Below are 24,115 nucleotides of genomic sequence, written 5' to 3' on the forward strand. Positions count from 1 at the left end.
CGGCGGAAGATCACGATTTTTGGGGGAACCACGTGTCGGCTGGCAGCATCCAATTGCTTCTCATTGCGCTCGGCGGAGTCGTCGTCCTCGTGCTGCTGATCGTCAGCAAGCTCAAATTGCATCCTTTGCTCGCCCTGATGGGGGTCTCGATCCTGGTCGGCATGGCGGCGGGGATGGATCTGGGCAAAATCGCCGATGCGATCGAAAAGGGTGCCGGCGAAACGCTCGGCAATGTCGGGATCGTGATTGCGCTCGGCGCGATCCTCGGCAAGATCCTCTCCGATTCGGGGGCGACTGAACGGCTGGCGAATGCGATTCTCGACCGGTCATCGGCGCGGGCGCTGCCGTGGGCGATGAGCGGTGCCGCCTTCGTCATCGGGATACCGATGTTCTTCGAAGTCGGTCTGGTGATGCTGTTGCCTTTGATTTTCAGCGTGGCCAAGAAGCTGGAGGAACGCGGCGGACTCAAGGGCTCGCCGTACATCTGGGTCGGGGTGCCGGCGATAGCCGCCTTGGCCGCGATGCACGGCATGGTGCCGCCGCATCCGGGGCCGTTGACGGCGATTGCGACACTGCGCACCGACGTCGGCCCGACCTTGCTCTACGGGATCGTCGCCGGAGTGCCGGCGATCATCTTGGCCGGCCCGGTGTACGCCCGGCTCATCGCGCCGAAGATGCGGGTCCGGCCGGATGCCGCGCTCCTGGCGCAATACACCAGCGCTCCGGTCGGCCAGAGCGCCGGGGGGCTGCAGCGCAATCCGGAAAAGCCCGGCCCGGGCCTGGCGATTTCCCTGCTGGCGGTCCTGCTGCCCGCCCTGTTGATGCTTTTCCGGACCGCCGGCGAGGCCGCATTCCCGCTCGACTCGGCCGCCGGGAAGATCACGGTTTTCCTCGGCGAACCGGTGATCGCGATGTTCGTCGGGGTGGTTTTCGCAGTCGTGGTGCTGGCGTACGGGCGGGGTGCCGGAGGCGCCGAAGTGCGGCATTCGATGGCGGAGAGCCTCAAGGCGGTGGCTGGCATCTTGTTGATCATCGCCGGTGGCGGAGCCTTCAAACAGGTCCTGGTCGATGCCAAAGTCGGCGATGCGATCGTCGATCTCACGCAGAACCTGGCCTTGCCCGCACTGGTCCTGGGCTGGTTGATCGCGATGCTGCTTTCGGTCTCCACTGGCTCCTCGACGGTGGGCGTGGTGGGCGCTTCGGGGCTGCTCGCGCCGCTGGCGCTGGCCGATCCGAGTTTGAACCTGCCGTTGCTGGTGATTGCGATCGGTTCGGGCTCGTTGTTCTTCGCCTATGCGAATCACGCCTCGTTCTGGTTGGTCAAAGAATCGTTCGGGATGAGCATGGGGGAGGCGACGAAGGCCTTTTCGGTGACCCAGTCGATCGTGTCCTTGGTCGGACTGGGCATGGCCCTGTTGCTGAACCTGCTGCCGGCCTGGGGCGGCTGAGTCCCGGCAGGCAGCGCCAACGTGCTAAACTAGACGCAATTGTTAGTGATGGCAGAGGATCCCGTTCCGCGTTGCACGCACCTTGTGCAACAAATGCCACCTTTTTGCATGCCTAGGGTATGTGGAATATTCCTCGTAGGTTACACGCTGTAACCGTTGGAGAAACTATTCCCTGAGGCTGCACTACGAGTACAAGTGCTTGACGCCTCGCACTTCCCCACAATTCTGCGGGGGTAGGGGTGTGGGGCGAAACAGCCGAGTCCGTGATGAACAGTCTCGACAGAACTACAACGGAGAACTATAAGTGCCTACGATCAATCAGCTGGTCCGCAAGGGCCGCTCACCTAAGGTCGCCAAGACCAAGGCTCCCGCGCTGAAGAACAACCCGATGCGCCGCGGCGTCTGCACCCGCGTCTACACGACGACCCCGAAGAAGCCGAACTCGGCGCTGCGCAAGGTCGCCCGTGTGCGTCTTGCCGGCGGCATCGAAGTGACCGCCTACATCCCCGGCGTCGGACACAATCTGCAGGAACACTCCATCGTGCTGGTGCGCGGTGGCCGGGTTAAGGATCTGCCCGGCGTTCGCTACAAGATCGTCCGTGGCTCGCTCGACACCCAGGGCGTGAAGAACCGCAAGCAGGCTCGCAGCAAGTACGGCGCGAAGATGGAGAAGAAGTAATATGCCTCGCAAGGGTCCGGCCCCCAAGCGGCCGCTCGTCGTCGATCCGGTTTACGGATCCCCGCTGGTCACCCAGCTGATCAACAAAATCCTGGTGGACGGCAAGAAGTCCACTGCTGAGCGCATCGTTTACGGTGCCCTCGAAGGTGCCCGTGAGAAGAGCGGCGGCGATCCCGTTGCTGCTCTGAAGAAGGCCATGGACAACATCAAGCCCAGCCTCGAGGTCAAGTCCCGCCGCGTCGGCGGCGCCACCTACCAGGTTCCGGTTGAGGTCAAGCCCGGCCGCGCAACTGCTCTGGCATTGCGTTGGTTGGTGGGTTACTCCAAGGCCCGCCGGGAGAAGACCATGACCGAGCGTCTGCGCAACGAGATCCTGGATGCGTCCAATGGTCTCGGTGCCGCGGTCAAACGCCGCGAAGACACGCACAAGATGGCTGAAGCCAACCGCGCGTTCGCTCACTACCGCTGGTAGTCCCTACTCGCCCCCTCAAATTGCTTCGCAATTTCAGGGAACCCGGCGAGCAGGGGCCCACCTTCCCCGCAGCCCGCAAAACGCTTTGCGTTCGAGGGAATCCTGCGGGCGGTCAGCAACTGTCAGGCAAAGGAGGACGGCGGCAATCCCACTCCGGTGGGACGTCGCCGTCGCCCGTACCAATGGCCCTCCAGGGCCGATGCAAGTTCAACACCTTGAATTAGGGAGACACCGTGGCACAGGACGTGCTTACCGACCTCAACAAGGTCCGGAATATCGGCATCATGGCGCACATCGATGCCGGTAAGACCACTACTACCGAGCGCATCCTGTTCTACACGGGTGTGAACCACAAGATCGGCGAAACCCACGACGGTGCTTCGACGACCGACTGGATGGAGCAGGAGAAGGAACGCGGCATCACCATCACCTCCGCCGCGGTGACTTCGTTCTGGAACGGTAACCAGATCAACATCATCGACACCCCGGGGCACGTGGACTTCACCGTCGAGGTGGAGCGTTCGCTCCGCGTGCTCGACGGCGCCGTCGCCGTGTTCGACGGCAAAGAGGGGGTGGAGCCGCAGTCCGAGACGGTCTGGCGCCAAGCCGACAAGTACAACGTGCCGCGGATCTGCTTCGTCAACAAGATGGACAAGCTGGGTGCTGATTTCTACTTCACGGTAGACACCATCATCAACCGCCTCGGTGCCAAGCCGCTGGTCATCCAGCTGCCGATCGGTGCTGAGAACGACTTCGTCGGCGTTGTCGACCTGCTCGAAATGCGCGCGTTGGTCTGGCCCGGCGATGCCAAGGGCGATGTGACCATGGGTGCCAAGTACGAAGTCCAGGAGATCCCGGCCGATCTGGTCGAGAAAGCCAAGGAATACCGTGCCGCACTCGTGGAGACGGTTGCCGAAGCTTCCGAAGAGCTCATGGAGAAGTACCTCGAGGGTGAAGAACTGACCCTGGCGGAACTCAAGGCCGGCATCCGCAAGATGACCATCGCCTCCGAGATCTACCCGGTGCTCTGCGGCTCCGCATTCAAGAACCGCGGGGTGCAGCCGATGCTGGACGCCGTCGTCGACTTCTTGCCGTCGCCGCTGGACGTGCCGCCGATGATCGGCCACGATCCGCGTAACGAAGAGACCGAAATGACTCGCAAGCCGAGCGTCGAGGAGCCGTTCTCGGCCCTGGCGTTCAAGGTCGCCACGCACCCGTTCTTCGGCCAATTGGTGTTCATCCGGGTTTACTCCGGACAGATCGCCTCCGGCACCCAGGTGGTCAACTCGACCAAGGGCAAGAAGGAGCGCATCGGCAAGCTGTTCCAGATGCACGCCAACAAGGAGAACCCGGTCGAGGAAGCCCTCGCCGGTCACATCTACGCGGCGATCGGCCTGAAGGACACCACCACCGGTGACACCCTGGCCGACATCGGAGAGCCGATCGTGCTCGAATCGATGAGCTTCCCGGAGCCCGTCATCTCGGTGGCGATCGAGCCGAAGACCAAGGGGGACCAGGAGAAGCTCTCCACGGCCATCCAGAAGCTCTCGGCCGAGGACCCGACCTTCCAGGTCAACCTCGACGAAGACACCGGCCAGACCATCATCGCCGGCATGGGCGAGCTCCACCTGGACATCCTGGTGGACCGCATGCGCCGCGAATTCCGGGTCGAAGCCAACGTCGGCAAGCCGCAGGTCGCTTACCGTGAAACCATCCGCCGCAAGGTGGAGAAGCACGATTACACGCACAAGAAGCAGACCGGTGGATCCGGCCAGTTCGCAAAGATCCAGATTGCGATCGAGCCCTTCACCTCGGAAGACGGCGTCTTGTACGAGTTCGAAAACAAGGTCACCGGTGGTCGTGTTCCGCGCGAATACATCCCCAGCGTTGATCAGGGCATCCAAAGCGCGCTCACCGATGGTGTGCTCGCCGGTTACCCGGTTGTCGGCATCAAGGCGACGCTGCTCGACGGCGCTTACCATGACGTTGACTCCTCCGAAATGGCCTTCAAGATCGCCGGTCGCATGGCGTTCAAGGAAGCTGCTCGGAAGGCTGATCCGGTTCTGCTCGAACCGCTGATGGAAGTTGAAGTCCGCACGCCCGAGGAATACATGGGCGATGTCATCGGCGACTTGAACTCCCGTCGTGGCCAGATGCAGTCCATGGAAGATGCAAGTGGCGTCAAGGTCATTCGGGCCTTGGTCCCGCTGTCCGGAATGTTCGGTTACATCGGTGATCTGCGGTCCAAGACCCAGGGTCGTGCCGTGTACTCGATGCAGTTCGACAGCTACGCCGAGGTCCCGAAGGCTGTTGCCGACGAGATCATCCAGAAAGCCCGTGGCGAGTAGGCTGTACAGCCCGCTCCACCGCAATTTCAGAAATCAATTGACCACCAGTAGACTTGCTAAGATTTCAGTGACGAAAAGCGTCCTGAAGAGAAAGTCTTCTGATATACGTTCTAGGAGGAACTTGTGGCAAAGGCAAAGTTCGAGCGGACTAAGCCGCACGTTAACATCGGAACCATTGGTCACGTTGACCATGGAAAGACCACGTTGACGGCTGCCATTTCCAAGGTGCTTTACGACAAGTACCCGGATCTCAACGAGCAGCGTGACTTCGCTTCCATCGACTCGGCTCCCGAGGAGAAGCAGCGCGGCATCACGATCAACATCTCGCACGTTGAGTACCAGACCGATAAGCGTCACTATGCACACGTTGACGCCCCCGGCCACGCCGACTACATCAAGAACATGATCACCGGTGCTGCTCAGATGGACGGCGCAATCCTCGTGGTTGCCGCTACTGACGGCCCGATGGCTCAGACCCGTGAGCACGTTCTGCTCGCCCGCCAGGTTGGTGTTCCCTACCTGCTGGTCGCGTTGAACAAGTCGGACATGGTTGAAGACGAAGAGCTTCTCGACCTGGTCGAAATGGAAGTACGTGAGCTGCTCAGCTCGCAGGAGTTCGACGGCGACAACGCCCCGGTCGTTCGCGTTTCGGGCCTGAAGGCTCTGGAAGGCGACCCGCAGTGGGTCAAGTCCGTCGAGGACCTGATGGAAGCTGTCGACAACAGCGTGCCGGACCCGATCCGCGACAAGGACAAGCCGTTCTTGATGCCGATCGAAGACGTTTTCACGATCACCGGTCGTGGCACCGTCGTCACCGGTCGCGCCGAGCGTGGCACCCTTGCTATCAACTCCGAGGTCGAGATCGTCGGCATCCGCCCGATCCAGAAGACCACGGTCACCGGTATCGAGATGTTCCACAAGCAGCTCGACGAAGCATGGGCAGGCGAGAACTGTGGTCTGCTGCTGCGCGGTATCAAGCGTGAAGACGTTGAGCGTGGCCAGGTTGTCGTGAAGCCGGGTTCCATCACCCCGCACACCGACTTCGAGGCCAACGTCTACATCCTGTCCAAGGATGAAGGCGGACGCCACAACCCGTTCTACTCGAACTACCGCCCGCAGTTCTACTTCCGCACCACGGACGTGACCGGCGTCATCACCCTCCCCGAGGGCACTGAAATGGTCATGCCTGGCGACAACACTGAGATGACCGTTGAGCTCATCCAGCCCATCGCCATGGAAGAGGGCCTCGGCTTCGCAATCCGCGAAGGCGGCCGCACCGTTGGTTCGGGACGCGTTACCAAGATCATCAAGTAATTGCTGATCTAACGTTCTAAGAGGAAGCCCCGGTTCGCCAAGCGAGCCGGGGCTTTTTCATGCTCGAATCTGAGCCGCGGATCGCTGTTGGGGGCTTTCGTCGAGCGAAATCTGCGACTGATAGGCTGGATTCAAGGCAGTCAGCGAAGGAGATCGTGGATGGGCTTCTTGATTTTTCTGATTATCGTCGTGGTGATCGTTGCCGGGTACTTCGTGGTCCGGAAGACCTTCGGCAAGGAGATCGAACGGTACAAGCGGATCCGCCGGTCCAAGGGCCAGGACTGAAGCTGCCGGCCCGCGCCGGTGTGCAAGTCCTATTCCGCTAGTTCGTCGATTCGGGCCAGATTTGCTGCCGCCAATTCGCGGACGAAGGTTTCGACGTCGGGCCTGATTTCCGTCTCGGTGCTTTGGTAGCGTTCGGCCATCCGGTGGCAGAGAACTCCGAATCTCAGCGGTTCAACGATTTCCTGCCAAATGACCGAGGCAGTGCCTTCGAGGCGCAATGGCGTCCCGGCCTCCGAGTCCAGATCCAAAACCAGCACCGCGTCGTCATCGATTTCAGCCGTCAGGGTTTCCGGGCAGCGGCTCACGATGGCAGAGGACTTCACAATTACTACTCTATCCGGAATTTCGGGTAGAATTGGGCGTTAGACCTATATCTGGATACAGCGAGGCCTCAATGGGATTTATTGTGGGTCACAACCGTGACCGAGACTCATACCAAGTACCTCTGGCGTTTGCCGAGCTTGGTGATTTATCTCTCTTTGTCACAGATTACTATCATAAAAGCGGTCTTGCAAGTACCCCTCTATTGGCCCATCGTCAGAACAGCGGTATCGACCCCGGGAAAGTGCGTCAATCGACCGGTGCGCTGTTGCGTCAACTGCCTTACGAATTCAAGCGTCGGGTGGGTCACGCCCACTTCCCGTCGATGCCGGTGGAGAGCCTTTTGGGGCGGACCATCGCCAAGTACGCGCGACGGATGCCCGATGCGGACTTGTTCCTGTACTCGGGTTCGGCGCTGCAGGCTTTTTGCGGACCGAGCCGTGGGCGCCGATTCCTGTTCCAGTACCACCCGTCGCCGAAGTTCATCGAGGCAACGCTGTCGGAGATCGACGATTTGGCCGAGCTCCGGGCGTGGGAAGACGAGGCCGAGGTGAGCAACACCGCGATGGAAGCGCACCATCGGGCGGAAGTGGCTCTGGCCGACTACTTCGTCGTCGCTTCGTCATTCACCAAAAATGGGCTGCTGGAACTGGGTGTTGACGAGCGCAGGGTGGCGGTGGTCCCCTATGGCTGCCCGCCGGTCAACACTGCCCCGGTGCCGCCGCCGGTCCGGAACGAATTCCTCTTCGTCGGGCAGGGCGTCAAACGCAAAGGGCTGCATTTGCTGATTGAGGCTTGGCGTCGGGCCGAACTCGACGGCATGCGGCTCCGCGTGGTGGCCTCCAGAATGGACCCGGAGATCGCGGACTTCGCCAAAGACCTGTCCTCGGTGGAGATCACCCCGCGGGTCAGCAGGCAAGAACTCGGCGAGCTGATGGCCAGCGCGGACACCTTCGTGATGCCCAGTCTGGTCGAAGGGTTCGGGCTGGTCTTCGGCGAGGCGCTGGCTCAAGGTTGCCGTTTGATCGGATCGAGCAACACCGGGGTAGTCGATTACCGCTTGGACAGCCGGATCGGAACCGTGGTTCCGGCCGGAAGCCTGGACGCGTTGACCCGGGCCCTGCAGGAAGCTGCGGCGAGCATGGACCCGAAGCGGCCCTACTGGCACGATGCCATCGCTGCCGCCCGGGAACGGAGCTGGGACTCGTTCCGTGCCGGAATCGTGCAGTCAGTATCCGATCTGGCCCGGCCCGGATCGGCAGTCGAAGGAAGAGATGAATAGGAAACCTTTGCGGATCGCGATCATGGTCCATCGTTTTTACCCGGATACCGGCGGCGTCGAAGTCACCGCCGAGCTGCTGGCTCGGGGCTTCGTCGAACGGCACGGTGCGCAGGTCGTGGTGATCACCCATACCCGGGAAACCGGCGAGCCGAAAGACTTCCCGTTCAGGGTCCTCCGGGCACCGGGCAAACGGGAACTCTTCAAAGCGATCAGCGGCGCAGACGTGGTCTTCCACAACAACCCGTGCATGCAGTTCTACTGGCCGCAGCTGCTGCTCAAACGGCCCTGGGTCGTGGTGCTGCGAACCTGGATGAGAATGCCCGGGGAGACGTACCCGATCGCTCAGACATTGAAGAATGCCGTGAAGATCGCGATGGTCCGGCGGGCCGACCGGCTGTTGTCAAACAGTGCAGCGCTGGCCGGACACCTGGGCGTACCGGCGAAGGTCATCCACAACAGCTACCGGAGTGAAATCTTCAAGTCGGAGGTGCCCTGGGCGAATCGGCCGGAGCGGAGCCTGGTCTTCCTGGGCCGGCTCAGTGCCGACAAAGGCATCTGGATGTTGTTCGCCGCACTGCGGCAGTTGCGCGAGCAAGGCAGCGAGCACCGGCTGACACTGATCGGTGACGGCGACCACCGGGCAGCCTTGGAGCAACAGGTTGTGGAAATGGGCATCTCCGATCTGGTGCATTTCCGGGGCGCATTGCAAGGCGCCGCGATCAACGAGGAACTGAACCGGCACCGCATCGGCGTCGTACCCTCGGAAATCCCGGAGCCATTCGGAACTGTAGCGCTCGAGCTGATGGGCGCCGGCTGCCTCACCGTGGTCGCTGATCACGGCGGATTGCCCGAAGCCGTCGGTGACGCGGGCCTTCGGTTCACCCCGAAATCGGTGGCATCCTTGGTCCAGAAATTGGCGCAGGCGGCAACCGACGAAACGCTCCAAACCGAGTTGCGGGCGAAGATGGCACGGCACCTGGAGGGCTACCGGGAGCCGGTGATGATCGACAAGTTTTATCAAGAGATGGTGAAGGCAGCCAAACATGACTAGCATGAATCAATTTCTGGACGGGGCCGGACGGCCATCCCGTCGACGCCGGACGAGCCGGAAGACGAAACGCACCACCCGGCGGGTGCTGCTGTTCTTCCTGGCCCTGTTCCTGGTCGCCGTCGGAATCGTGGTCTGGTACCTCTGGTCGCTTTCCAGCGCCTTCGACAGCAAATCGGAAAAGATCCAGAATGCCTTTCCGACCGAGGTGAGCCGGCCTGCGGAAACCCAGGGCAAGGGCTTGAACATCCTTTTGATGGGCAGTGATTCCCGGGCCGCATCGGATGGCCAGGACGCTACCGTCTCGGACAACGCGCGTTCCGACACCCTGATCCTGGTGCATATTCCGCAGGATCGCTCCGCGGTGTACTTCACGTCCATCATGCGCGATACCTGGGTGGAAATTCCGGGCCGCGGGCCGGCCAAGATCAACGCTGCTGCGGCCTTCGGCGGGAGCGCGTTGACCGTCCAGACGGTTGAGAGCCTCACCGGGGCGCGCATCGACAATGTGATGCGCATCCAATTCGAAGGATTCAAATCACTGGTGGACGCGCTCGGCGGCGTCACGGTCAATGTGCCGGTGGCCTATCAAGGCACTACGATCGACCGCAGCTTTGCGGCCGGACCCCAGAACATGGACGGCGAAACGGCGCTGGCCTTCGTCCGGGAACGGTACGCGTTTGCGGACGGCGACTACCAGCGGGTGCGCAATCAGCAGGCGTTCCTCAAAGGCGTGTTCGCCAAGATCGCCAGCCGCGACGTCCTGTTGGATCCCGCGAAGATCTCTACCATGGTCACCGAGTTCGCCCCCTTCGTCGCAGTGGACCAGACCTTGAATGCCGGCTCGATCGCTTCCTTGGGCGTGAGCTTGCGGAATGTGGGCGCAGACAAAATGAACTTCGCCACCCTGCCCAATCTGGGCACCGGCACTTCAGCGGACGGGCAGTCCATCGTGCTGCCCGATGACAATGCCATCCAGGCCTTCGGCAAGGCACTCCGCGAGGACAACGTCGGCGCGTTCTTCGCAGGATTGAGGAAACCATGACCCGGCCCGATCCGACGGCGGCTGAACGGGAAGCCCCGGGCCTGCGCATCCTGCTGCTGGCCGCCCGAAATGTGACCGGCCAACGCAATGGCCGGATCACGGTTCTGGAGACGGCGGTGAAAGCGCTGACCGCCCAAGGCCACACTGTCACGGTGCTCGCTTTGACCTCCGAGGCGGGACCGGAACGTTGGCTGGACTGCCCGGTCCGCCGGATCGCTCCGCCCAAGCCGGTAACCCTGGCGGCCAACGCGGTCCGGGCGATTTTCCGCGGGGGTTCGCTCAACGAGTCGATTTTCGATGCCACGCCGATCCGCAATGAAGTCCGAACCGCGATCTCGGCTGATTCCGCGCAGGTTGTGATAGCGGACGGCATCCGAATCTGGCCGCTGGTGCAGGGACTGGAAGTTCCGGTGATCATGCATTTGGACGACTTGCTGTCCGATCGTTACCGGGACCCCAAGTTCATCGCCGGCAACGAGTCCGTCCTGGGCTATTTTTCGAGCCAATTGCCGCGGCCCTTCCTTCCCGCCGCGGAACGGTTGGTGAAACTTCTGCTCGGGTTTGAAGCGCGCAGGTTGGCCGTTCGGGAACGGCAAGTGGCGCAAGCCGCCGATTTTACGGCGCTCACCAGCCGGGCCGAGGCGGAAATCCTTGCCGCGCGCTCCGGGAAACCGGTCAGCGGCATCCCGATGGCGGTGGACCCCAGAGAACCGGCGGATCCGGCCGGAGCCGCGTCGAACAGCGCGGTTTTCCTCGGTGCGCTCTACTACGGCCCGAATATGGCGGCACTCCGGTTCGTCCGGGACGAGCTGCTGCCTTTGCTGCGTGCACGCGGCGTGGCGCTGCAACTGGACGTGATCGGGGCAGCGAACCCGACGCAGCAGGCGGAATTCGCGGACTGTCCGGAGATCTCGATCCGCGGATACGTCGACGACCTGACTGCTGCGCTGCACGGGCACCGGATGTTCCTTTCCCCGGTCACCGTGGGCACCGGGGTGAAGACCAAAGTCCTCGATGGCATGAGCGTCGGATTGCCGGTCGTGGCAACCCGGCTCGGTGTGGCCGGGATACCAATGGTCGAGGGTCAGCATGCTCTGGTCGCGGACAGCGCTGCGGGCCTGGCCGAGCACATCGAATTGCTGGTCCAACAGCCGGAAACTGCCGCAGCACTCGGTGCAGCTGGTCGGGCGCTGTTGGCCGAAACCATGTCGGTGCCGGTGGTACAGGAAGCTTGGCGTGATGCCTTGGACGCAGTTCGGCCGGAATTCCAGGAGGTTCCCAAATGACGATCGGTTTGCCCACCCTTGAGCTGCCGGATCGGCAGATTTCCGCAATCGGTTTGGGCACTGCCCGGCTGGGCGCATTCTGGCAGGGCCGAAGCATCGGCGACGGCCGGCGGACCATCGAGACCGCCCGGCAGTTGGGCCTGGACATGTTCGACACGGCGGATGTCTACGCCCGGGGGATCGCGGAACGGATCATCGGCTCGGTGGGGCTGCCGACCGGGAGCGCCTTGATCATTACCAAAGCGGGCCTGATCAAAACTCCTGCCGCCATGGCGAAGGCATACCGGCTGGGCGCCCATGGTGCTCAGCGGCTGAGCGGGCTCAGACCGACTGGGGTCGCGGGCAAGTGCTTTCAACCGGAATACCTGAAGTGGGCCATTGACGGCTCCCGCAAGCGGTTGAAACTGGACGTGCTGGATGTTTTCCTGCTGCACGAACCGGACGAAGGGGTATTGCGCGATCGTGCTGCAGCCCAGGTGCTTGCCGAGTTGCGCAGCCAAGGCAAGATCCGACGCTGGGGAGTTTCGGTGCGGACCGCCGGGCAAGCCGTGGCGGCGATGGAGCTGGAACAGATGTCCTGGCTCCAGGTTCCGGCGGCGATACTGGACTCACCGGATTTCGGCCCGGTGGCCGAACATGCACGGAGATCCGAAGTCGTCGTCCAAGCCATGGCGGTCACCGGCGTCGGGCACAGTATGCTGGGCGGTGCGGAGCCCCCGCAGGAAAAAATCGCTCGGGGCGTGAAAACGATCCTGGACCGAGGACGAGCCGATTCGGTGTTGGTCGGCATGAGTTCTGGCCGGCGGGTCTACCAGAACGTGGCTGCGATGCAGCGGTCCTACCGGGGTTCCCGCCCCGCAGCAGAATCCGAGAACGGAGACCAACGATGAAACCCGTGGACGGAAGGACGGTCGCCAGCGGGAGCCGGTTCCGCTCCCGGGTGGCGGTCGTGGGCAGTGGTCCGGCAGGAACAACTGTGGCCAGAGAGCTGTCTGAAAACGGGGTCGACGTGATCTTGCTGGAGGCAGGTGGGCCGGAGGCATCGGCTGCTGCGCAGGACACGCTCAAGGGCTCAGGTCCACATCAAGCCCTGGAGCCCTTGGACAAGGCGCGGGAGAAGCGGCTGGGCGGGACCAGCCACCGCTGGGGCGGACGGACTTTCCCGTTCGACGAATTGGATTTCGAAGCCCGTCTGGCACTGGGCATCGACGGCTGGCCGATGAGCCGGGAAGAGATGCTTCCCTATTACCGCCGGGCGGCCGCGGTTCTGGAACTAGGAGCGTTCGATTGGACCGCGCACACTGCGGTGCCGGGTGAACCGGAACACTTGTTGCGGAACCGTTCCCATGCCGATCTCGAAGATCGGCTGATCTGGCGTTGGTCTCCGCCGGTGAAGTTCGGAGAGGTCGTCCGACGCGAGTTGGCGGATCAGGAAAATTGCCGGATATTCAGCCATGCCACGGTCACGAAGCTGGTCAAGGACGCCGACTCGGGCCGAATCATCGAAGCCGTCTGCAAGAGCGGAAAAAGCGAATTCAGCGTGGTTGCCGACGACTTCGTGCTGGCTGCCGGCGGAGTCGAAACCGCGCGGATGCTGCTGGCCAACGACCTGGGCAACGAGCACGACCAGGTGGGCCGGAACTACATGATCCATCCGATCGGAGAAGTCGGAACGCTGCGCCTGCGCGACCCCAAGTCCGCCGGCCTGGCGGTACGCTATGCCCGGACGTCGGACGGCGTCTGGGCTCGGAGGCTGTTGCAGCTCAGCACCGAAGTGCGTCGGGAGGAAGACCTGCTCAACCTCGGCCTGGCGATCTGGTACGTGGACCCGATGGAGCCGGGCCACCGGGATCCCTTACTGTCGAGCTTCGCCCTGGCCCGGAAGGCGCTGACCAAGTTCGGCGGCTTCAAAGCCACGGGAATGCACCGCCGGTTCGAGCGGGTCGGCGGCGTCGATCAGCATCTGGCGAACGTGTTCAAAGGCTTCCCGCAGCTGATCGGATTTGCCGGCCGATGGTTGAAAGACCGGATTCTTTCAACCCGGACGCTCCCGTCGTTCTGGGTGTACTCCCACCGCGGCGAGTACCGCCTTCGGTTCGACGCCGAGCAATCCCCGGACCCGCAGAGCCGGGTCATGCTGAGCGATGAACGGGACGGGTTCGGTGTGCCGCGAATAGTTTCGCAGCACTCCGTGAGCGTTGGAGATCGGCAGAACTACCTGAAGTCATTGCGCCGGATCGCCGAGACCATCGAGGCGACCGGCTGGGCGGAATATGTCCCGCCCAGCGAAGCGCAGATGCTGGAGATGCAAATGAGCGATGCCACGCACCAAATGGGTGTGGTGCGGATGGGGACTGCTCCGGAATCCAGTGTGCTGGACGCGGATCTGCGGGTCTGGTCCATTCCGAATCTATACTGCGCCACCGCGGGGGCGTTCCCGAGCGCCGGAATGGCCGGCCCGACGCTGACCGTCGTGGCGCTCGCCACGCGGCTGGCAGACCACTTGATCGCCACCGAGCGCCGGTCAACGGCACGAATCGCAAAGGAAGCCGAACATGGATAAGCGGATGGACCTCCAAGGATTCCAGGGGCACGGCTACGACAAGGGCCGGAACAAGCTGGTGCAAGCCGCTTGGCTGAGTGTCCAAGGGCTGCTCCTGCAACGCTGGTGGTGCCCGGCCAAGGTGCGGATCGCGGTGCTGCGTGCCTTCGGCGCGCAGATCGCCGAGGGTGTGTTGATCCGGCACCGGGTCCGCATCCATTGGCCGTGGAAGCTCACCGTGGGCGAGGGCAGCTGGATCGGCGAAGGCGTTTGGCTGCTGAATCTGGAACCGATCAGAATCGGCGCGAACAGCTGTCTGAGCCAAGATGTGTTCATTTGCACCGGCAGCCACAAATTCGACGACCCGACGTTCGAATTCGACAATGCGCCGGTCGAGATCGGCGATCGCACCTGGCTGGCCGCACAATCGACGGTCCTGCGCGGGGTGAAAATCGGCGACGACGTCGTGGTCGGGGCCAAGGCCCTGGTCTTCAAAGATCTGCCGGACGGCTCCCGCCTGCTCGCCCCGAAACCGGAGCTGCGGCTGGCGGACCGGCAACCGGATGGCGGGGGGAGCGCCGGATGAAAGTCGTCCATGTGATTTCGTTGCTGGATCCGGAGATGAGTTTCGGCGGTCCGACGCGAGTTGCGTTGAACCAGCTCAAAGCGCTCCGGAAGGCCGGTCATGAAGTCCTCCTGGTAGCCGGAGTGCAAGGTTTCGACCCGCGCACCCTGACTGAGTACGACGGAGTCCCGGTCAAGGCGTTCAAAGCCCTTCGGATACCGGGGATCGGATTTGCCGGCTTGTTCGCACCGAAGATGCTCGGCTGGTTGGCCCGGGTAGCTTTGGCTCAAGACCAGATCCACATCCATCTGGCCAGGGACTTGGTCAGTGCTCCGGCCGGTTGGCTGCTGAAGTTTCGACGGCAGCATTTTGTCCTGCAAACCCACGGCATGATCGACGAGTCGGGGAAACTGCTGGCGAAATTGCTCGATGCTCTAGTGATTCGCGGTCTGCTGCGCTCGGCGGATGCGGTCCTCGCCCTGACCGAAAAAGAACGGGATGATCTGGTTGCGGTCGAGCCCAAGCTGCGCAATCCCAGAATTCTCCCGAACGGATTGGCCCGCTCCCGCTTCAGGGTGGCTTCTGACGGCCCGGTTGAAGTCCTTTTTTTGGCCAGGCTGCAGGAACGCAAACGTCCACTGGAGTTCGTCCGAGCGGCACAGCGATTGGCGGCGGAGTTCCCGGAAGCGATCTTCAGCGTAGCCGGTCCGGACGGTGGCCAGTTGGACGGCATCCGGACTGCATTGGAGACCGATGACGGTGGCGGCCGGATCCGCTATATCGGGAGCGTGCCTGCCGGTGAAGTAAGGCAGCGGATGAGCCGGTGCAGCGTTTACGTCCTGCCGTCGTTCAACGAACCGTTCGGCATGACCGTGTTGGAGGCAATGTCGACTGGACTGGCAGTAGTGACCATGGAGGACTGCGGGTTGGCCGCTCTGGTGCGTCAGGCCGGCGGCGAAGCGGTAGGGTACCGGGACGGTGAGTTAGCGGACGGGATCCGACGCTTGCTTGCGGACGACGACCGCCGTCGGAATTTCGCGCTCCGCGCGCCGGAACTGGTCGATGAAAAGTATGGCTTGGACCGGGTGACCGAAGAGCTTGCCGGAATCTACCTCGAGTCGTCGGGGAAGGGACGGTAGTGGTGTTCCTGATCGTTTTGCTGGCATCGTTGCTCATTGCCTTTGCGCTGCGCAACAAACTCGAATATGCGGTAGTCGCGGTCATCGCTGCCCGGTATTTTATCCCCAGCTCCGCATCCGTAGATTTCGTGCCTTTTCTCGACCCGGCGGTCTACCTGCTGGCCGCCGTGTACCTGGTGCAACTCATTTGGAACTTCAACCAGACGGTCAGAGCATTTTATTTCAGCCGGATCGAAACGTTCGTGGTCCTGGCCCTTGGTCTGTTGGCCGTCGCGAACATCTTCGGCCAAGGTGTTGCCCCGCTCTCCACGGTTTCGGACTTCCTGCGCGTTTATCTGGCTCCATTCCTGCTTTATGTGCTGGTTCGCCGGTTGTGCATCCAAGGCGACAAAAAGGCGCTCGTCGTGGTTTATTCCTATCTCGGATTCGCGGTAATCCAGGCTGTGATGGCGATTATCCAGGATCAACAGGGAGCGCTCGTGGTCTGGGAAAGCGCATTCCGACGGCTCTGGGCCGGGGTCGACGGTGCTTTCGGACGGAGTCAGGGGTTTGTGGAATTCGGCCTGGGCCTCGGTACCTCGATGATTCCGGCGATCGCTTTTTGCGCCTGGCTGCGATCCGCGGTTCTGAAATTCTCCCTCTCGTTGCTTTTCCTCTACGCGATGGTGCTCTCATCCAGCCGCGCGGCACTCATCGTGGGCATCGTTCTGGTCGTCGTGATCACTTTTATCGCTGCCGGTTCGTTGCTCCGGAATGTCTTGATGCTCGGGGCTATGGCGGCCACCGCGGTCATCTTCGTTTCCGCCGGTGGCGCGGAGAAGCTCATCGCAAAAATTGCGGACGACAATGCTTCTACGGCGAAACGTCTGGAGGCTTATTCCTGGTTCGTGGAGAATGTGAACTCGTTCCTGCTTTTCGGCTACCAAGGCAACCGCGACTTCCGTGGCAGCCGGACCCTGTCGTCGAGTTTGGAAAACGCATTCTTCATGGCCGGGGCCAATTACGGCGCGATTTTTGCGCTGCTGCTGGTGGGCTTGCTTTTGTTCATTGCCCTGCGGGCTTTCGCTTATGGAAAGTTCGCGGTCGTCGCAGGGATCGCATTGCTCGGGCTGCTGGCGGTGGAGAGCACCAACAGCGGATTCGCATCCTTGAGTTTCTCAGGTTACGCCCTGTGGATGCTCGCGGGAGTTTGTTCCTATGGGGCATGGCGCAAACTGCCCTGGCCAGTGGTGGAGAGCGGAGCACCTTTGGCCGCTCCGGAGCCGACCGGCATGCAATCGCCGCTCCCGGCGAGCAGGAAGGAAGCTCCCTACCGGCGCTACTTGACGGAGCCCTGAGCCGAGATCCGCATCTTCTGGAGCTCATTCTCGGTGCTGATTGCGGCAAACTGGAGATCGTTCCGGCCTTGGCTGACATTGACCTTGTGCAAGGGATTCTGCTGGGTCTTCGGAATCGACAGCAAGTACATGCTGCCGGAGGCGACCATCCGAGGAGTGATCCCGGCCAACAACGAGATCCGATGCATCCAGAGATCGTCTGCCGAAGGGCAAACAGTCCGGAACTCTTCACCATGGGCAGCCAATTGCGTCAAAAAGGCGTAGGGGTAGTAGATTCCGGCGACTCCGGTCAGCAGCACATGCGCGCCGGATTCGGGCTGCTCCAGGCGCCGCCAGCGAGCGTAGGGCAGCGGCTTCCCAGCAGCATCAAAACTCACTGCGGCCGCCCGAAAACCGATGACGTCCTCAGGGTGTTCCAAGGCGCTGTGCTGCAAGCCCCGCAACCAGCCTTCGGGGTAGAGCGCGTCGTCGTCGGCGGTCACCAGACCGATGCCGGGTTCCCGCAGTTCCGTCGCATAGGGGTAGCTTTTCTTGTACGGGCCGTAGTCTTCGGTGGTGCGGATTTCCAAGCCCCGGGAAACCAAGCGCCGGAGCATCGGGTAACCGGCCAGATCAAAGTCCGGGTCTGAAACCCAGAGCACGAATCGACGGGGCAAAGCACTGCCTTGGGCAATCGATTCGACCGCGTATCCGACGGTTTCCAGACGCTCGCCAAAAGATGTCAGGGATACATCGACGGTAGCGTTCGGATCGATTACGGGGCGCCGTGAGCTGAGATTCCGTGCTTTCAGTGCGGCAAGCCGCCGGGCTTTGCCGAATTGGCGTTTGAGTGTGGAGCTTGGAGGATCAACGAGCACTGAATCGGCTCCTGTCGGTCTTGTCGGTGGCGGGTATGGAGCGAATGGTTTGCCGGGCCGGGTTTTTCGGCTCGGCAGCCAACAAGCGGCGGACCGCACGAATGCTCTCCGGAAGGGCGCTGCAGAATCGGAGGAACCGGTGCAGGTACACGTTCGGCAGTTTTCGCCGCAGTTCCCGCAAGGTGATATCCCGGGCTGCCAAAGCGGTACGGGACGGAAATGCGGCCCGCCAGAGCAGCTTCGGCTTCTGCCGCCACGGCGCACGGATCAACGTGAAAATCCGAATCGACGCCGAGTCTTCGCCCAGGGTCCGGACGCGCCACTCGCTGGAGGGCTCCGGAAAAATGACGTCGGCCGGTGAGAAGTCCGGCCGTTGCTCCAAAAACGGGCGCAAAGCGGCCAGGCAACGGGTTCGGCGGGCGAACTCGATGATTCGGGCGGATTCGAGATCGGCCGATCGGCGCTGCAACTCGGCCAGCGCGTCCGACGCTCCGGGTTCCCACGGTGATCTGAGCTGGTGGAGCGCCTGGACGACGAGGCAGCCGAGTTTGGAGGGCATGCTGAGTTGCATGCCGCCCGATTCGAGCAGCAATTGGTCCTGGAGGAATTCATCGATGACAGATTCCGGTTCGGCTTCGAAACCTGGGAACCGGTAATGGACATCGATGTCGATCGGCCAGCGCGGGTGGTACATCGAAACCGAGTGTTTGGGGAAGACATTGTCACGGTCTTCGAAGGGCCTGGCAATCCAACCGCGTCGTTCCAACTCGCTGCGGAAGATTTCGAGTTCGACTGGACGGACCATGATGTCGACGTCGCTGAAGTCGCGCGGCGGGCGCAATCCGGTGAGTTCCGCGGCAGCGCCCTTCACCACGATTGCATCAATGGCGCGGGTTGCCGCAATCCGGCTGACCAGACCGAGGGCCAGGGCGAGGTACGCACGATTCGCATTGGCCCCGCGGGAATCGAAGGCGAGTGGCACGGGAGGCACTGGGTGCGGCCTAGTCTGCGGCCGTCGATCTGGACATGAGCTGTGCAGCCCGCATCTCGACCGTGGGTTCGGCAGCGGTCTTTGTGGGCCTGTCCCGGCGCCCCCCGCCACGGAACCAGCCTTTCGCCGCATTCTTCTGCCCGGTTTCCTCCGTCGACGTGTAGTAATACGACTTCCCGTAATAGCCGTAACGTGACCCCTCTGCTTTGCTCGTGGGCACCCAATTGAGCACACAGCCCAAAACTGTCCCGTTCACTTTCTGGATGTTGTCCAGGGACTTCGCGAATTCGTCGCGGGTCGTTGAGCCGGCGCGGACCACGAGCAGAACGCCATCGAACTGTGCGGCCAGGATCGCCGAATCGGTGATGGAGATCACCGGCGGGGCATCGATGATCACGAAATAGGACTGGCTCAGCTCGGCCATCAACCGGAGCATCGTGTCCGAGGAAAGAATTTCGGACGGATTCGGCGGAATCGGGCCGGAACCCAAGACCTTCAAATCCGGATAGCCTTCGACATCCTGCAACAGGTCGGCGACGGGAGCCGAACCGACGACCGCATCGGTGAGGCCGACATTTTCCAGCAGATTGAAGGTGCGGGCCACCGTAGGCCGGCGGAGGTCGCCATCGACCAGGACCACCGGCTGCCCGCTGGAAGCGATGGAAATGGCCAGGTTCGAGGCCACCGTGGATTTTCCCTCTCCGGGAAGGCAACTGGAGACCGCGATCACCCGTGGTGGCTGGTCCGGGTTCATGAACCGCAGATTGGTCCGCAATTCTTTGAAGGCCTCCAACACCGCGAAGTTGTCCCGCATGTTCGACCGGCCCAAAGACTTGACCAACCGGCCTTCGCCGACGCCGTTGGAAACCGGTACGGTGCCGATCACTGTCTGCCCGAAATCGTCCTGCAAGGTTGCCGCGGAGCGGATTCGCTGGTCGAAGATCTCGCGCACGAAGACGAAGGCCAGGCCGATGGCCAATCCGATGGCCAATCCGATGGCGGCCCAGAGTCGGACATTAGGTGAGCTGGGAGCAGCCGGCAGGTTCGCCGGAACCAGCGGTTGGATTTTGATCACCGATTCGCCCGCGCCCGGTCGCACGCTGCCGGTACCCGTGCCCGGGCTCGGCGATGGTGATGCGGTGCTGCCCGGGGTCGACTGCGAACCCGGCGTCCGCTGGTTCTCGACGTTGTAAACCTCTTGGGCGAGGGCTTGGGACCAAGCGTCGGCGAGCGCCTGTGCTTGTTGCGGGGAAGCCCAAGAGACCTTGATGTTGATGGTCGCGGTATCCAACCGGGATGATGCGGAGACCCTGGATATCGCGAGCTCCGGCGAGCCGTCCACCTTGGCGATCTCGAGTGCGCGTTCCGCGACGACCCTCGAACTCGCGATGGTTTGGTATTGCTTGGCTTTTGAGATCGCCAGGTTGTCCGCCGAGAGCGCCAGCCCGAGATTGTCGTTCACCCCGGTGGAAACTACGACGCTGACGTCGGAGGTGTAGAGCTTGGGCTGGGTCAAGGTGGCCGCGAAGCCGAGCCCGGCGCCCACGGTGGCGGCCAAGAGCACCATTGGCCAGCGGCGGCGCAGAGAAGCGCCGAATTCCCGGACCAAGCTGGTCCGGGTGCTCCATAGTTCGGAGGATTTGGGTTCTGACTCCAGAGACTTCATTTTCACTTCCTTGGCGTCAGTCTAAACTCGACGCCGTCGAGATGCTATCAGCCAGCAGGAAGCCGGCGATATCGTCGATGCAGCGGTCAACCGCAGCAATCATGGTCTGGTACGAGGCCGCATCGCGACCATAAGGATCTGCGATGTTCAGATCTTCGCGCAGTTCTGCGCGAATGCCCGAGCGATGCGCGGCGGCGACCTGCCGCAGTGTTTCCCAGCGGTCCGCGCCGGGCGCCGCCAATCGGGGCCCGGCTCCGGCGAGGTTCGCGGCCCGTGCGAATTCGGTGAGCGTAAAGGCCCGTTTCATCTGCACCGGAGCCCGGCGCAGGGCATCGGCCAGGTGCTCTTCGCTCGCGGCCAGGATGACCGAGGCGTCTTGCACGTCACGATCGCCCAACTGGCGGGGAACATGCCGGGACAGTTCCAAAGCGGTGTCCAGCGGCACGATGCCGGTGAGTTCTTGCGGCGGCCGGAGCTCAGCATTCACGTGGGTGCCCCGCGAGAGAATCCGAGGACGCTGGTCGCCGAGCGGCTGCAGTGCGAGCCGGAGCCGGTACTGCGCGTACGCGGACCGGCAGATGTTCCCGGTGCATACGAAAAGAATTCCCTGATCGGTCGGCATAGCAGAATCCGTCGCTCAGAGCCGGGCGCCGGTGCCGGCCGTGATGGCACCACGGGTGTCGAAGAAACGCTTCGCCTGCGCTGCCAGGTCTTGCACATCGTACTCGGCGTGGTTCTGCAGCAGGATGCTGATGTCCGCCTCGCGCACCGCTTCCTCGAGGTCCGGGACGCAGGGCAAGTCTCCGGAAGGCAGGTGCCAGGTGTCGACCTTCGGGTCGTGGAATTTCAAGACCGCACCCCGCTTGAGCAACTCGACTGCCACATCGAAGGCCGGTGATTCGCGCTGGTCCGCGATGTTCGGTTTGTAGGTGACACCGAGGATCAGCACTTCGGCACCATTGAGCGCCAATTTGTCGTCGTTGAGTGCTTCCTGGACCCGCTGGACGGTGTAGGAAGGCATGGATTGGTTGATCTCTTGGGCCAACTCGACGAATCTGAACGGATAGCCCAACGTGCGCTTGACTTCGTAGCTGAGGTAATTCGGATCGATCGGGATGCAGTGCCCGCCCACGCCGGGGCCGGGGTAGAAGGCTTGGAATCCGAAAGGCTTGGTCTTGGCAGCATCGATCACGTCCCAGAGATCGATGTCCATCTCATGGCAGAACTTGGCCATTTCATTGACCAGTGCGATGTTGATGTGCCGGTAGGTGTTTTCCAACAACTTCGCGGTTTCGGCTTCCTTGGCTCCGCGGGCGGTCACGACCTTGTCGATGAAGGAAGCATAGAAGGCCTTGGCCTTCGCGGTGGATTCTTCGGTCACTCCGCCGACGACTTTGGGCGTGTTGGTGAGCGTGTAGACCGCGTTGCCGGGATCGATCCGCTCCGGTGAGAACGCCAGGAAGTAATCTTCGTCAATCCGGTGCCCGGCTGCGGTGAAGATGTCTTTCACCAGGCCGTCGGTGGTACCCGGATAGGTTGTGGACTCCAGGACCACCGTTGCCCCCTTGCGCAAGTGGCGGGCAATCGTCCTGGCGGCGTCTACGACCGGATCCAGATCCGGCGTGCCGTCCTTGGCCAGCGGAGTGGGCACGCAGATGACCACTACCTCGGCCTCGCGGAGCACTTCCGGGTCGCTGCTGGCGCGGAATCCGAAATTCAGGATTTCGGCGACTTCGTGGTCCTGGATGTCGTCGACGTGGGATTTCCCGTCGTTGAGCAGGTCAACCACGCGTTGGCTTTTGTCGAGCCCGACGACGGCGAAACCAGCGTGTGTCGCGGCCAGCGAAAGCGGCAAGCCGACGTAGCCCTGCCCGATGACGACGGTCTTTTGGCCAGTCACGTCATAAGAGCCGGTATTCATGTGCGGGGAATCAGTATGCGCCATCGGGCTTCAAAGTCGCTTTCAGTGTTTTGAACAGAATCAGGATGTCGGAGGAGAGGGACCAGTTCTCCACGTAGTAGAGGTCCAGATGGACGGATTGTTCCCAGCTCAGATCAGATCGACCTGAGACCTGCCACAATCCGGTGATTCCGGGGAGCACCAGCAGGCGACGGTGCGCGTCGTCCTCATAACGCTCGACTTCGGCAGGCAAAGGAGGCCTGGGGCCGACCAAAGACATGTGGCCGAGCAACACGTTGAGCAGCTGAGGGAGTTCGTCGATGCTGTATTTGCGGATGAACCGGCCGACGCGGGTGATCCGCGGATCGCCCTTGATCTTGAAAAGCACGTTGCCGTCGCCCTGATCCGAATCCAGGTCTTGCCGCAAGGCTTCGGCGTTGGGCACCATGCTGCGGAATTTGTACATCTGGAATTCGGAGCGGTTCACGCCGACGCGTTTCTGCCGGAAGAACACCGGCCCGCCGTCGGAGAGCTTGATGATCAGCGAAACCACCAGCAGAACTGGGGAGATCAGCAAGAGCAGCGCCGAAGACGCGATCAGGTCGAAGCCCCGTTTCACCTGTTTTTTGATCCCCGTCAGTTGCGGCGTGGACACATGGATCAACGGCAGGCCGTTGAGCGGCTGGGAATGGATCCGCGGTCCGGCAATACCGCTCAGGGACGGGGCAAGAATCAGCCGGACGCCGGCATCGGCCAATGCCCAGCCGAAACGCCTGACCTCCTTCGGCGTCAACCCGGTTTCGTCGGTGACCACAACACTGTCGGCATGCAAGGATTCCAGCGCCAACAGAATCTCGTCGACGCTCGGCCGGCCGCGCAAGTACTGAGTCCCCGAATCGTAGTTGCCTTCATGGACAAGGGGCCCGTCGTCCCGTCGCGGATGGTAGATGGCCACCGGTTTCAAACCGGCAGCCGGGTTGGCCTCCATGTGGTTCATCACCTGCTCGGCGGCCAAACGCCGGCCGAGGATCAGGGTGCGGGACATGTTCTCGGCCGCGGAGGTGCGGCGTCGGAGCAGGAGCTTCTGGGCAGCCATCCGGAGCGCCAGGATCAGCAGCAAACCGGTTGGCAGAGCCACCAGAATGTAGCCCCGGGCAGTCGGCAGGCCGAAGACGTAGGACAGGATCGCCACGGTGCCGAAAACCGCCATGGTGGTCGCGAGCACCTTGCGGCTTGCTTCGGCCCCCTGGCCGACCAGGCGCACGTGCCGTCCGCCGGAGGCTCCCAGCGCCATCCACCAGAGAGCCGCCAGGACCAGGCCGAGCGTCCAATAGGGCACATGCTGGTTGAAGAGCGTCATACCCTCGTCGTCGAAACCGTCGCCGAAACGCACGAATTGCGCGATCGTCATGGCGGCGATGATCGCGACTGCGTCCAGAAGACGCAAACGGTGCAAGTACCGGCTGCGCCAGTTATCCGACGGTTCGGGCTTCGTATCGCCGGCGTTGGGCCGGATTTCGTGCGGCCGTTCGCGGGCATGCTGCCGCAGCCTGCTTTCTGCAGGCGCGTGTGAATCCAATATCGACATTT

22 protein-coding genes are annotated in these 24,115 nt (G+C 62.3%); 15 read left to right on the forward strand and 7 right to left on the reverse strand.

The window, feature by feature from the left end; genetic code table 11:
- Positions 1-32 precede the first annotated feature (32 nt).
- From JOE69_RS13450 to JOE69_RS13475, 6 genes are all read left to right on the forward strand, one after another.
- Positions 33-1,448 carry a GntP family permease gene (locus JOE69_RS13450; RefSeq protein WP_309799520.1) on the forward strand — a complete coding sequence of 472 codons (1,416 nt, stop codon included), beginning with the start codon at positions 33-35 and terminating at the stop codon, positions 1,446-1,448.
- Between the two features lie 304 nt (positions 1,449-1,752).
- Positions 1,753-2,127 carry a 30S ribosomal protein S12 gene (rpsL, locus tag JOE69_RS13455; RefSeq protein WP_012245572.1) on the forward strand — a complete coding sequence of 125 codons (375 nt, stop codon included), beginning with the start codon at positions 1,753-1,755 and terminating at the stop codon, positions 2,125-2,127.
- A 1-nt stretch (position 2,128) separates the two neighbouring features.
- On the forward strand, positions 2,129-2,599 hold the full coding sequence (rpsG, locus tag JOE69_RS13460; RefSeq protein ID WP_296365849.1) for a 30S ribosomal protein S7: 471 nt from the start codon (positions 2,129-2,131) through the stop codon (positions 2,597-2,599).
- Between the two features lie 233 nt (positions 2,600-2,832).
- Positions 2,833-4,947, forward strand: coding sequence for an elongation factor G (gene fusA, locus JOE69_RS13465; RefSeq protein WP_296365847.1), 2,115 nt, complete (start codon positions 2,833-2,835; stop codon positions 4,945-4,947).
- Between the two features lie 123 nt (positions 4,948-5,070).
- Positions 5,071-6,261, forward strand: a complete 1,191-nt coding sequence (gene tuf, locus JOE69_RS13470) for an elongation factor Tu (RefSeq protein ID WP_309799524.1) — start codon at positions 5,071-5,073, stop codon at positions 6,259-6,261.
- Between the two features lie 159 nt (positions 6,262-6,420).
- On the forward strand, positions 6,421-6,546 hold the full coding sequence (locus JOE69_RS13475) for a hypothetical protein (protein WP_309799526.1): 126 nt from the start codon (positions 6,421-6,423) through the stop codon (positions 6,544-6,546).
- A 29-nt stretch (positions 6,547-6,575) separates the two neighbouring features.
- Here JOE69_RS13475 and JOE69_RS13480 read toward each other — a convergent pair whose 3' ends face one another.
- On the reverse strand, positions 6,576-6,869 hold the full coding sequence (locus JOE69_RS13480; RefSeq protein ID WP_309799528.1) for a PqqD family protein: 294 nt from the start codon (positions 6,867-6,869) through the stop codon (positions 6,576-6,578).
- 242 nt (positions 6,870-7,111) lie between these two features.
- Here JOE69_RS13480 and JOE69_RS13485 point away from each other — a divergent pair, with 242 nt between their 5' ends.
- The 9 genes from JOE69_RS13485 to JOE69_RS13525 are packed head-to-tail and all read left to right on the forward strand — an operon-like array spanning position 7,112 to position 17,111.
- Complete coding sequence (locus JOE69_RS13485; protein ID WP_309799531.1) at positions 7,112-8,149, forward strand: glycosyltransferase family 4 protein; 1,038 nt, start codon at positions 7,112-7,114, stop codon at positions 8,147-8,149.
- Positions 8,142-9,200, forward strand: coding sequence for a glycosyltransferase family 4 protein (locus JOE69_RS13490; RefSeq protein WP_309799533.1), 1,059 nt, complete (start codon positions 8,142-8,144; stop codon positions 9,198-9,200). The genes JOE69_RS13485 and JOE69_RS13490 overlap by 8 nt, the downstream gene beginning before the upstream one ends.
- Positions 9,193-10,242, forward strand: a complete 1,050-nt coding sequence (locus JOE69_RS13495) for an LCP family protein (RefSeq protein WP_309799535.1) — start codon at positions 9,193-9,195, stop codon at positions 10,240-10,242. The genes JOE69_RS13490 and JOE69_RS13495 overlap by 8 nt, the downstream gene beginning before the upstream one ends.
- On the forward strand, positions 10,239-11,528 hold the full coding sequence (locus JOE69_RS13500) for a glycosyltransferase (RefSeq protein WP_309799537.1): 1,290 nt from the start codon (positions 10,239-10,241) through the stop codon (positions 11,526-11,528). The genes JOE69_RS13495 and JOE69_RS13500 overlap by 4 nt, the downstream gene beginning before the upstream one ends.
- The gene (locus tag JOE69_RS13505) at positions 11,525-12,418 is read left to right on the forward strand and encodes an aldo/keto reductase (protein WP_309799540.1); all 894 of its coding nucleotides are present in this window, start codon (positions 11,525-11,527) and stop codon (positions 12,416-12,418) included. Before JOE69_RS13500 ends, JOE69_RS13505 begins: the two co-directional genes overlap by 4 nt.
- Complete coding sequence (locus JOE69_RS13510; protein WP_309799541.1) at positions 12,415-14,091, forward strand: FAD-dependent oxidoreductase; 1,677 nt, start codon at positions 12,415-12,417, stop codon at positions 14,089-14,091. Before JOE69_RS13505 ends, JOE69_RS13510 begins: the two co-directional genes overlap by 4 nt.
- On the forward strand, positions 14,084-14,656 hold the full coding sequence (locus tag JOE69_RS13515; protein ID WP_309799543.1) for an LbetaH domain-containing protein: 573 nt from the start codon (positions 14,084-14,086) through the stop codon (positions 14,654-14,656). The genes JOE69_RS13510 and JOE69_RS13515 overlap by 8 nt, the downstream gene beginning before the upstream one ends.
- A complete protein-coding gene (locus tag JOE69_RS13520) occupies positions 14,653-15,774 on the forward strand; it encodes a glycosyltransferase (RefSeq protein ID WP_309799546.1) in 1,122 nt (373 codons plus the stop codon). Before JOE69_RS13515 ends, JOE69_RS13520 begins: the two co-directional genes overlap by 4 nt.
- Positions 15,774-17,111, forward strand: a complete 1,338-nt coding sequence (locus JOE69_RS13525) for a hypothetical protein (RefSeq protein WP_309799549.1) — start codon at positions 15,774-15,776, stop codon at positions 17,109-17,111. Before JOE69_RS13520 ends, JOE69_RS13525 begins: the two co-directional genes overlap by 1 nt.
- On the opposite strand, the gene JOE69_RS13530 is transcribed toward JOE69_RS13525, so the two are convergent.
- Genes JOE69_RS13530 through JOE69_RS13555 form a run of 6 tightly spaced genes read right to left on the reverse strand, consistent with a single transcriptional unit; the run spans position 17,093 to position 24,113 of the window.
- Entirely contained in the window at positions 17,093-17,968 is an 876-nt protein-coding gene (locus tag JOE69_RS13530) for a hypothetical protein (RefSeq protein ID WP_309799552.1), read from the reverse strand. The two genes, JOE69_RS13525 and JOE69_RS13530, sit on opposite strands and share 19 nt — an antisense overlap.
- A complete protein-coding gene (locus JOE69_RS13535; RefSeq protein WP_309799554.1) occupies positions 17,958-18,959 on the reverse strand; it encodes a nucleotidyltransferase family protein in 1,002 nt (333 codons plus the stop codon). The genes JOE69_RS13530 and JOE69_RS13535 overlap by 11 nt, the downstream gene beginning before the upstream one ends.
- A gap of 10 nt (positions 18,960-18,969) precedes the next feature.
- On the reverse strand, positions 18,970-20,625 hold the full coding sequence (locus JOE69_RS13540; RefSeq protein WP_309799556.1) for a tyrosine-protein kinase domain-containing protein: 1,656 nt from the start codon (positions 20,623-20,625) through the stop codon (positions 18,970-18,972).
- Positions 20,626-20,641: 16 nt separating this feature from the next.
- Positions 20,642-21,247 carry an arsenate reductase/protein-tyrosine-phosphatase family protein gene (locus JOE69_RS13545; protein ID WP_309799557.1) on the reverse strand — a complete coding sequence of 202 codons (606 nt, stop codon included), beginning with the start codon at positions 21,245-21,247 and terminating at the stop codon, positions 20,642-20,644.
- A 15-nt stretch (positions 21,248-21,262) separates the two neighbouring features.
- On the reverse strand, positions 21,263-22,546 hold the full coding sequence (locus tag JOE69_RS13550; protein ID WP_309801301.1) for a nucleotide sugar dehydrogenase: 1,284 nt from the start codon (positions 22,544-22,546) through the stop codon (positions 21,263-21,265).
- A gap of 10 nt (positions 22,547-22,556) precedes the next feature.
- A complete protein-coding gene (locus tag JOE69_RS13555) occupies positions 22,557-24,113 on the reverse strand; it encodes a sugar transferase (protein WP_309799559.1) in 1,557 nt (518 codons plus the stop codon).
- Positions 24,114-24,115: the final 2 nt, after the last annotated feature.

The organism is Arthrobacter russicus (genome assembly GCF_031454135.1).
Classification (GTDB): Bacteria; Actinomycetota; Actinomycetes; order Actinomycetales; family Micrococcaceae; genus Renibacterium; species Renibacterium russicum.

Excerpts from the sequence above, each read along its gene's own strand:
- rpsG (WP_296365849.1), top strand. The coding sequence starts at position 2,129 with ATGCCTCGCAAGGGTCCGGCCCCCAAGCGGCCGCTCGTCGTCGATCCG.
- JOE69_RS13475 (WP_309799526.1), top strand. The coding sequence starts at position 6,421 with ATGGGCTTCTTGATTTTTCTGATTATCGTCGTGGTGATCGTTGCCGGG.
- JOE69_RS13490 (WP_309799533.1), top strand. The coding sequence starts at position 8,142 with ATGAATAGGAAACCTTTGCGGATCGCGATCATGGTCCATCGTTTTTAC.
- JOE69_RS13495 (WP_309799535.1), top strand. The coding sequence starts at position 9,193 with ATGACTAGCATGAATCAATTTCTGGACGGGGCCGGACGGCCATCCCGT.
- JOE69_RS13500 (WP_309799537.1), top strand. The coding sequence starts at position 10,239 with ATGACCCGGCCCGATCCGACGGCGGCTGAACGGGAAGCCCCGGGCCTG.
- JOE69_RS13505 (WP_309799540.1), top strand. The coding sequence starts at position 11,525 with ATGACGATCGGTTTGCCCACCCTTGAGCTGCCGGATCGGCAGATTTCC.
- JOE69_RS13510 (WP_309799541.1), top strand. The coding sequence starts at position 12,415 with ATGAAACCCGTGGACGGAAGGACGGTCGCCAGCGGGAGCCGGTTCCGC.
- JOE69_RS13515 (WP_309799543.1), top strand. The coding sequence starts at position 14,084 with ATGGATAAGCGGATGGACCTCCAAGGATTCCAGGGGCACGGCTACGAC.
- JOE69_RS13520 (WP_309799546.1), top strand. The coding sequence starts at position 14,653 with ATGAAAGTCGTCCATGTGATTTCGTTGCTGGATCCGGAGATGAGTTTC.
- JOE69_RS13540 (WP_309799556.1), bottom strand. The coding sequence starts at position 20,625 with ATGAAGTCTCTGGAGTCAGAACCCAAATCCTCCGAACTATGGAGCACC.
- JOE69_RS13545 (WP_309799557.1), bottom strand. The coding sequence starts at position 21,247 with ATGCCGACCGATCAGGGAATTCTTTTCGTATGCACCGGGAACATCTGC.
- JOE69_RS13550 (WP_309801301.1), bottom strand. The coding sequence starts at position 22,546 with ATGAATACCGGCTCTTATGACGTGACTGGCCAAAAGACCGTCGTCATC.
- JOE69_RS13555 (WP_309799559.1), bottom strand. The coding sequence starts at position 24,113 with ATGTCGATATTGGATTCACACGCGCCTGCAGAAAGCAGGCTGCGGCAG.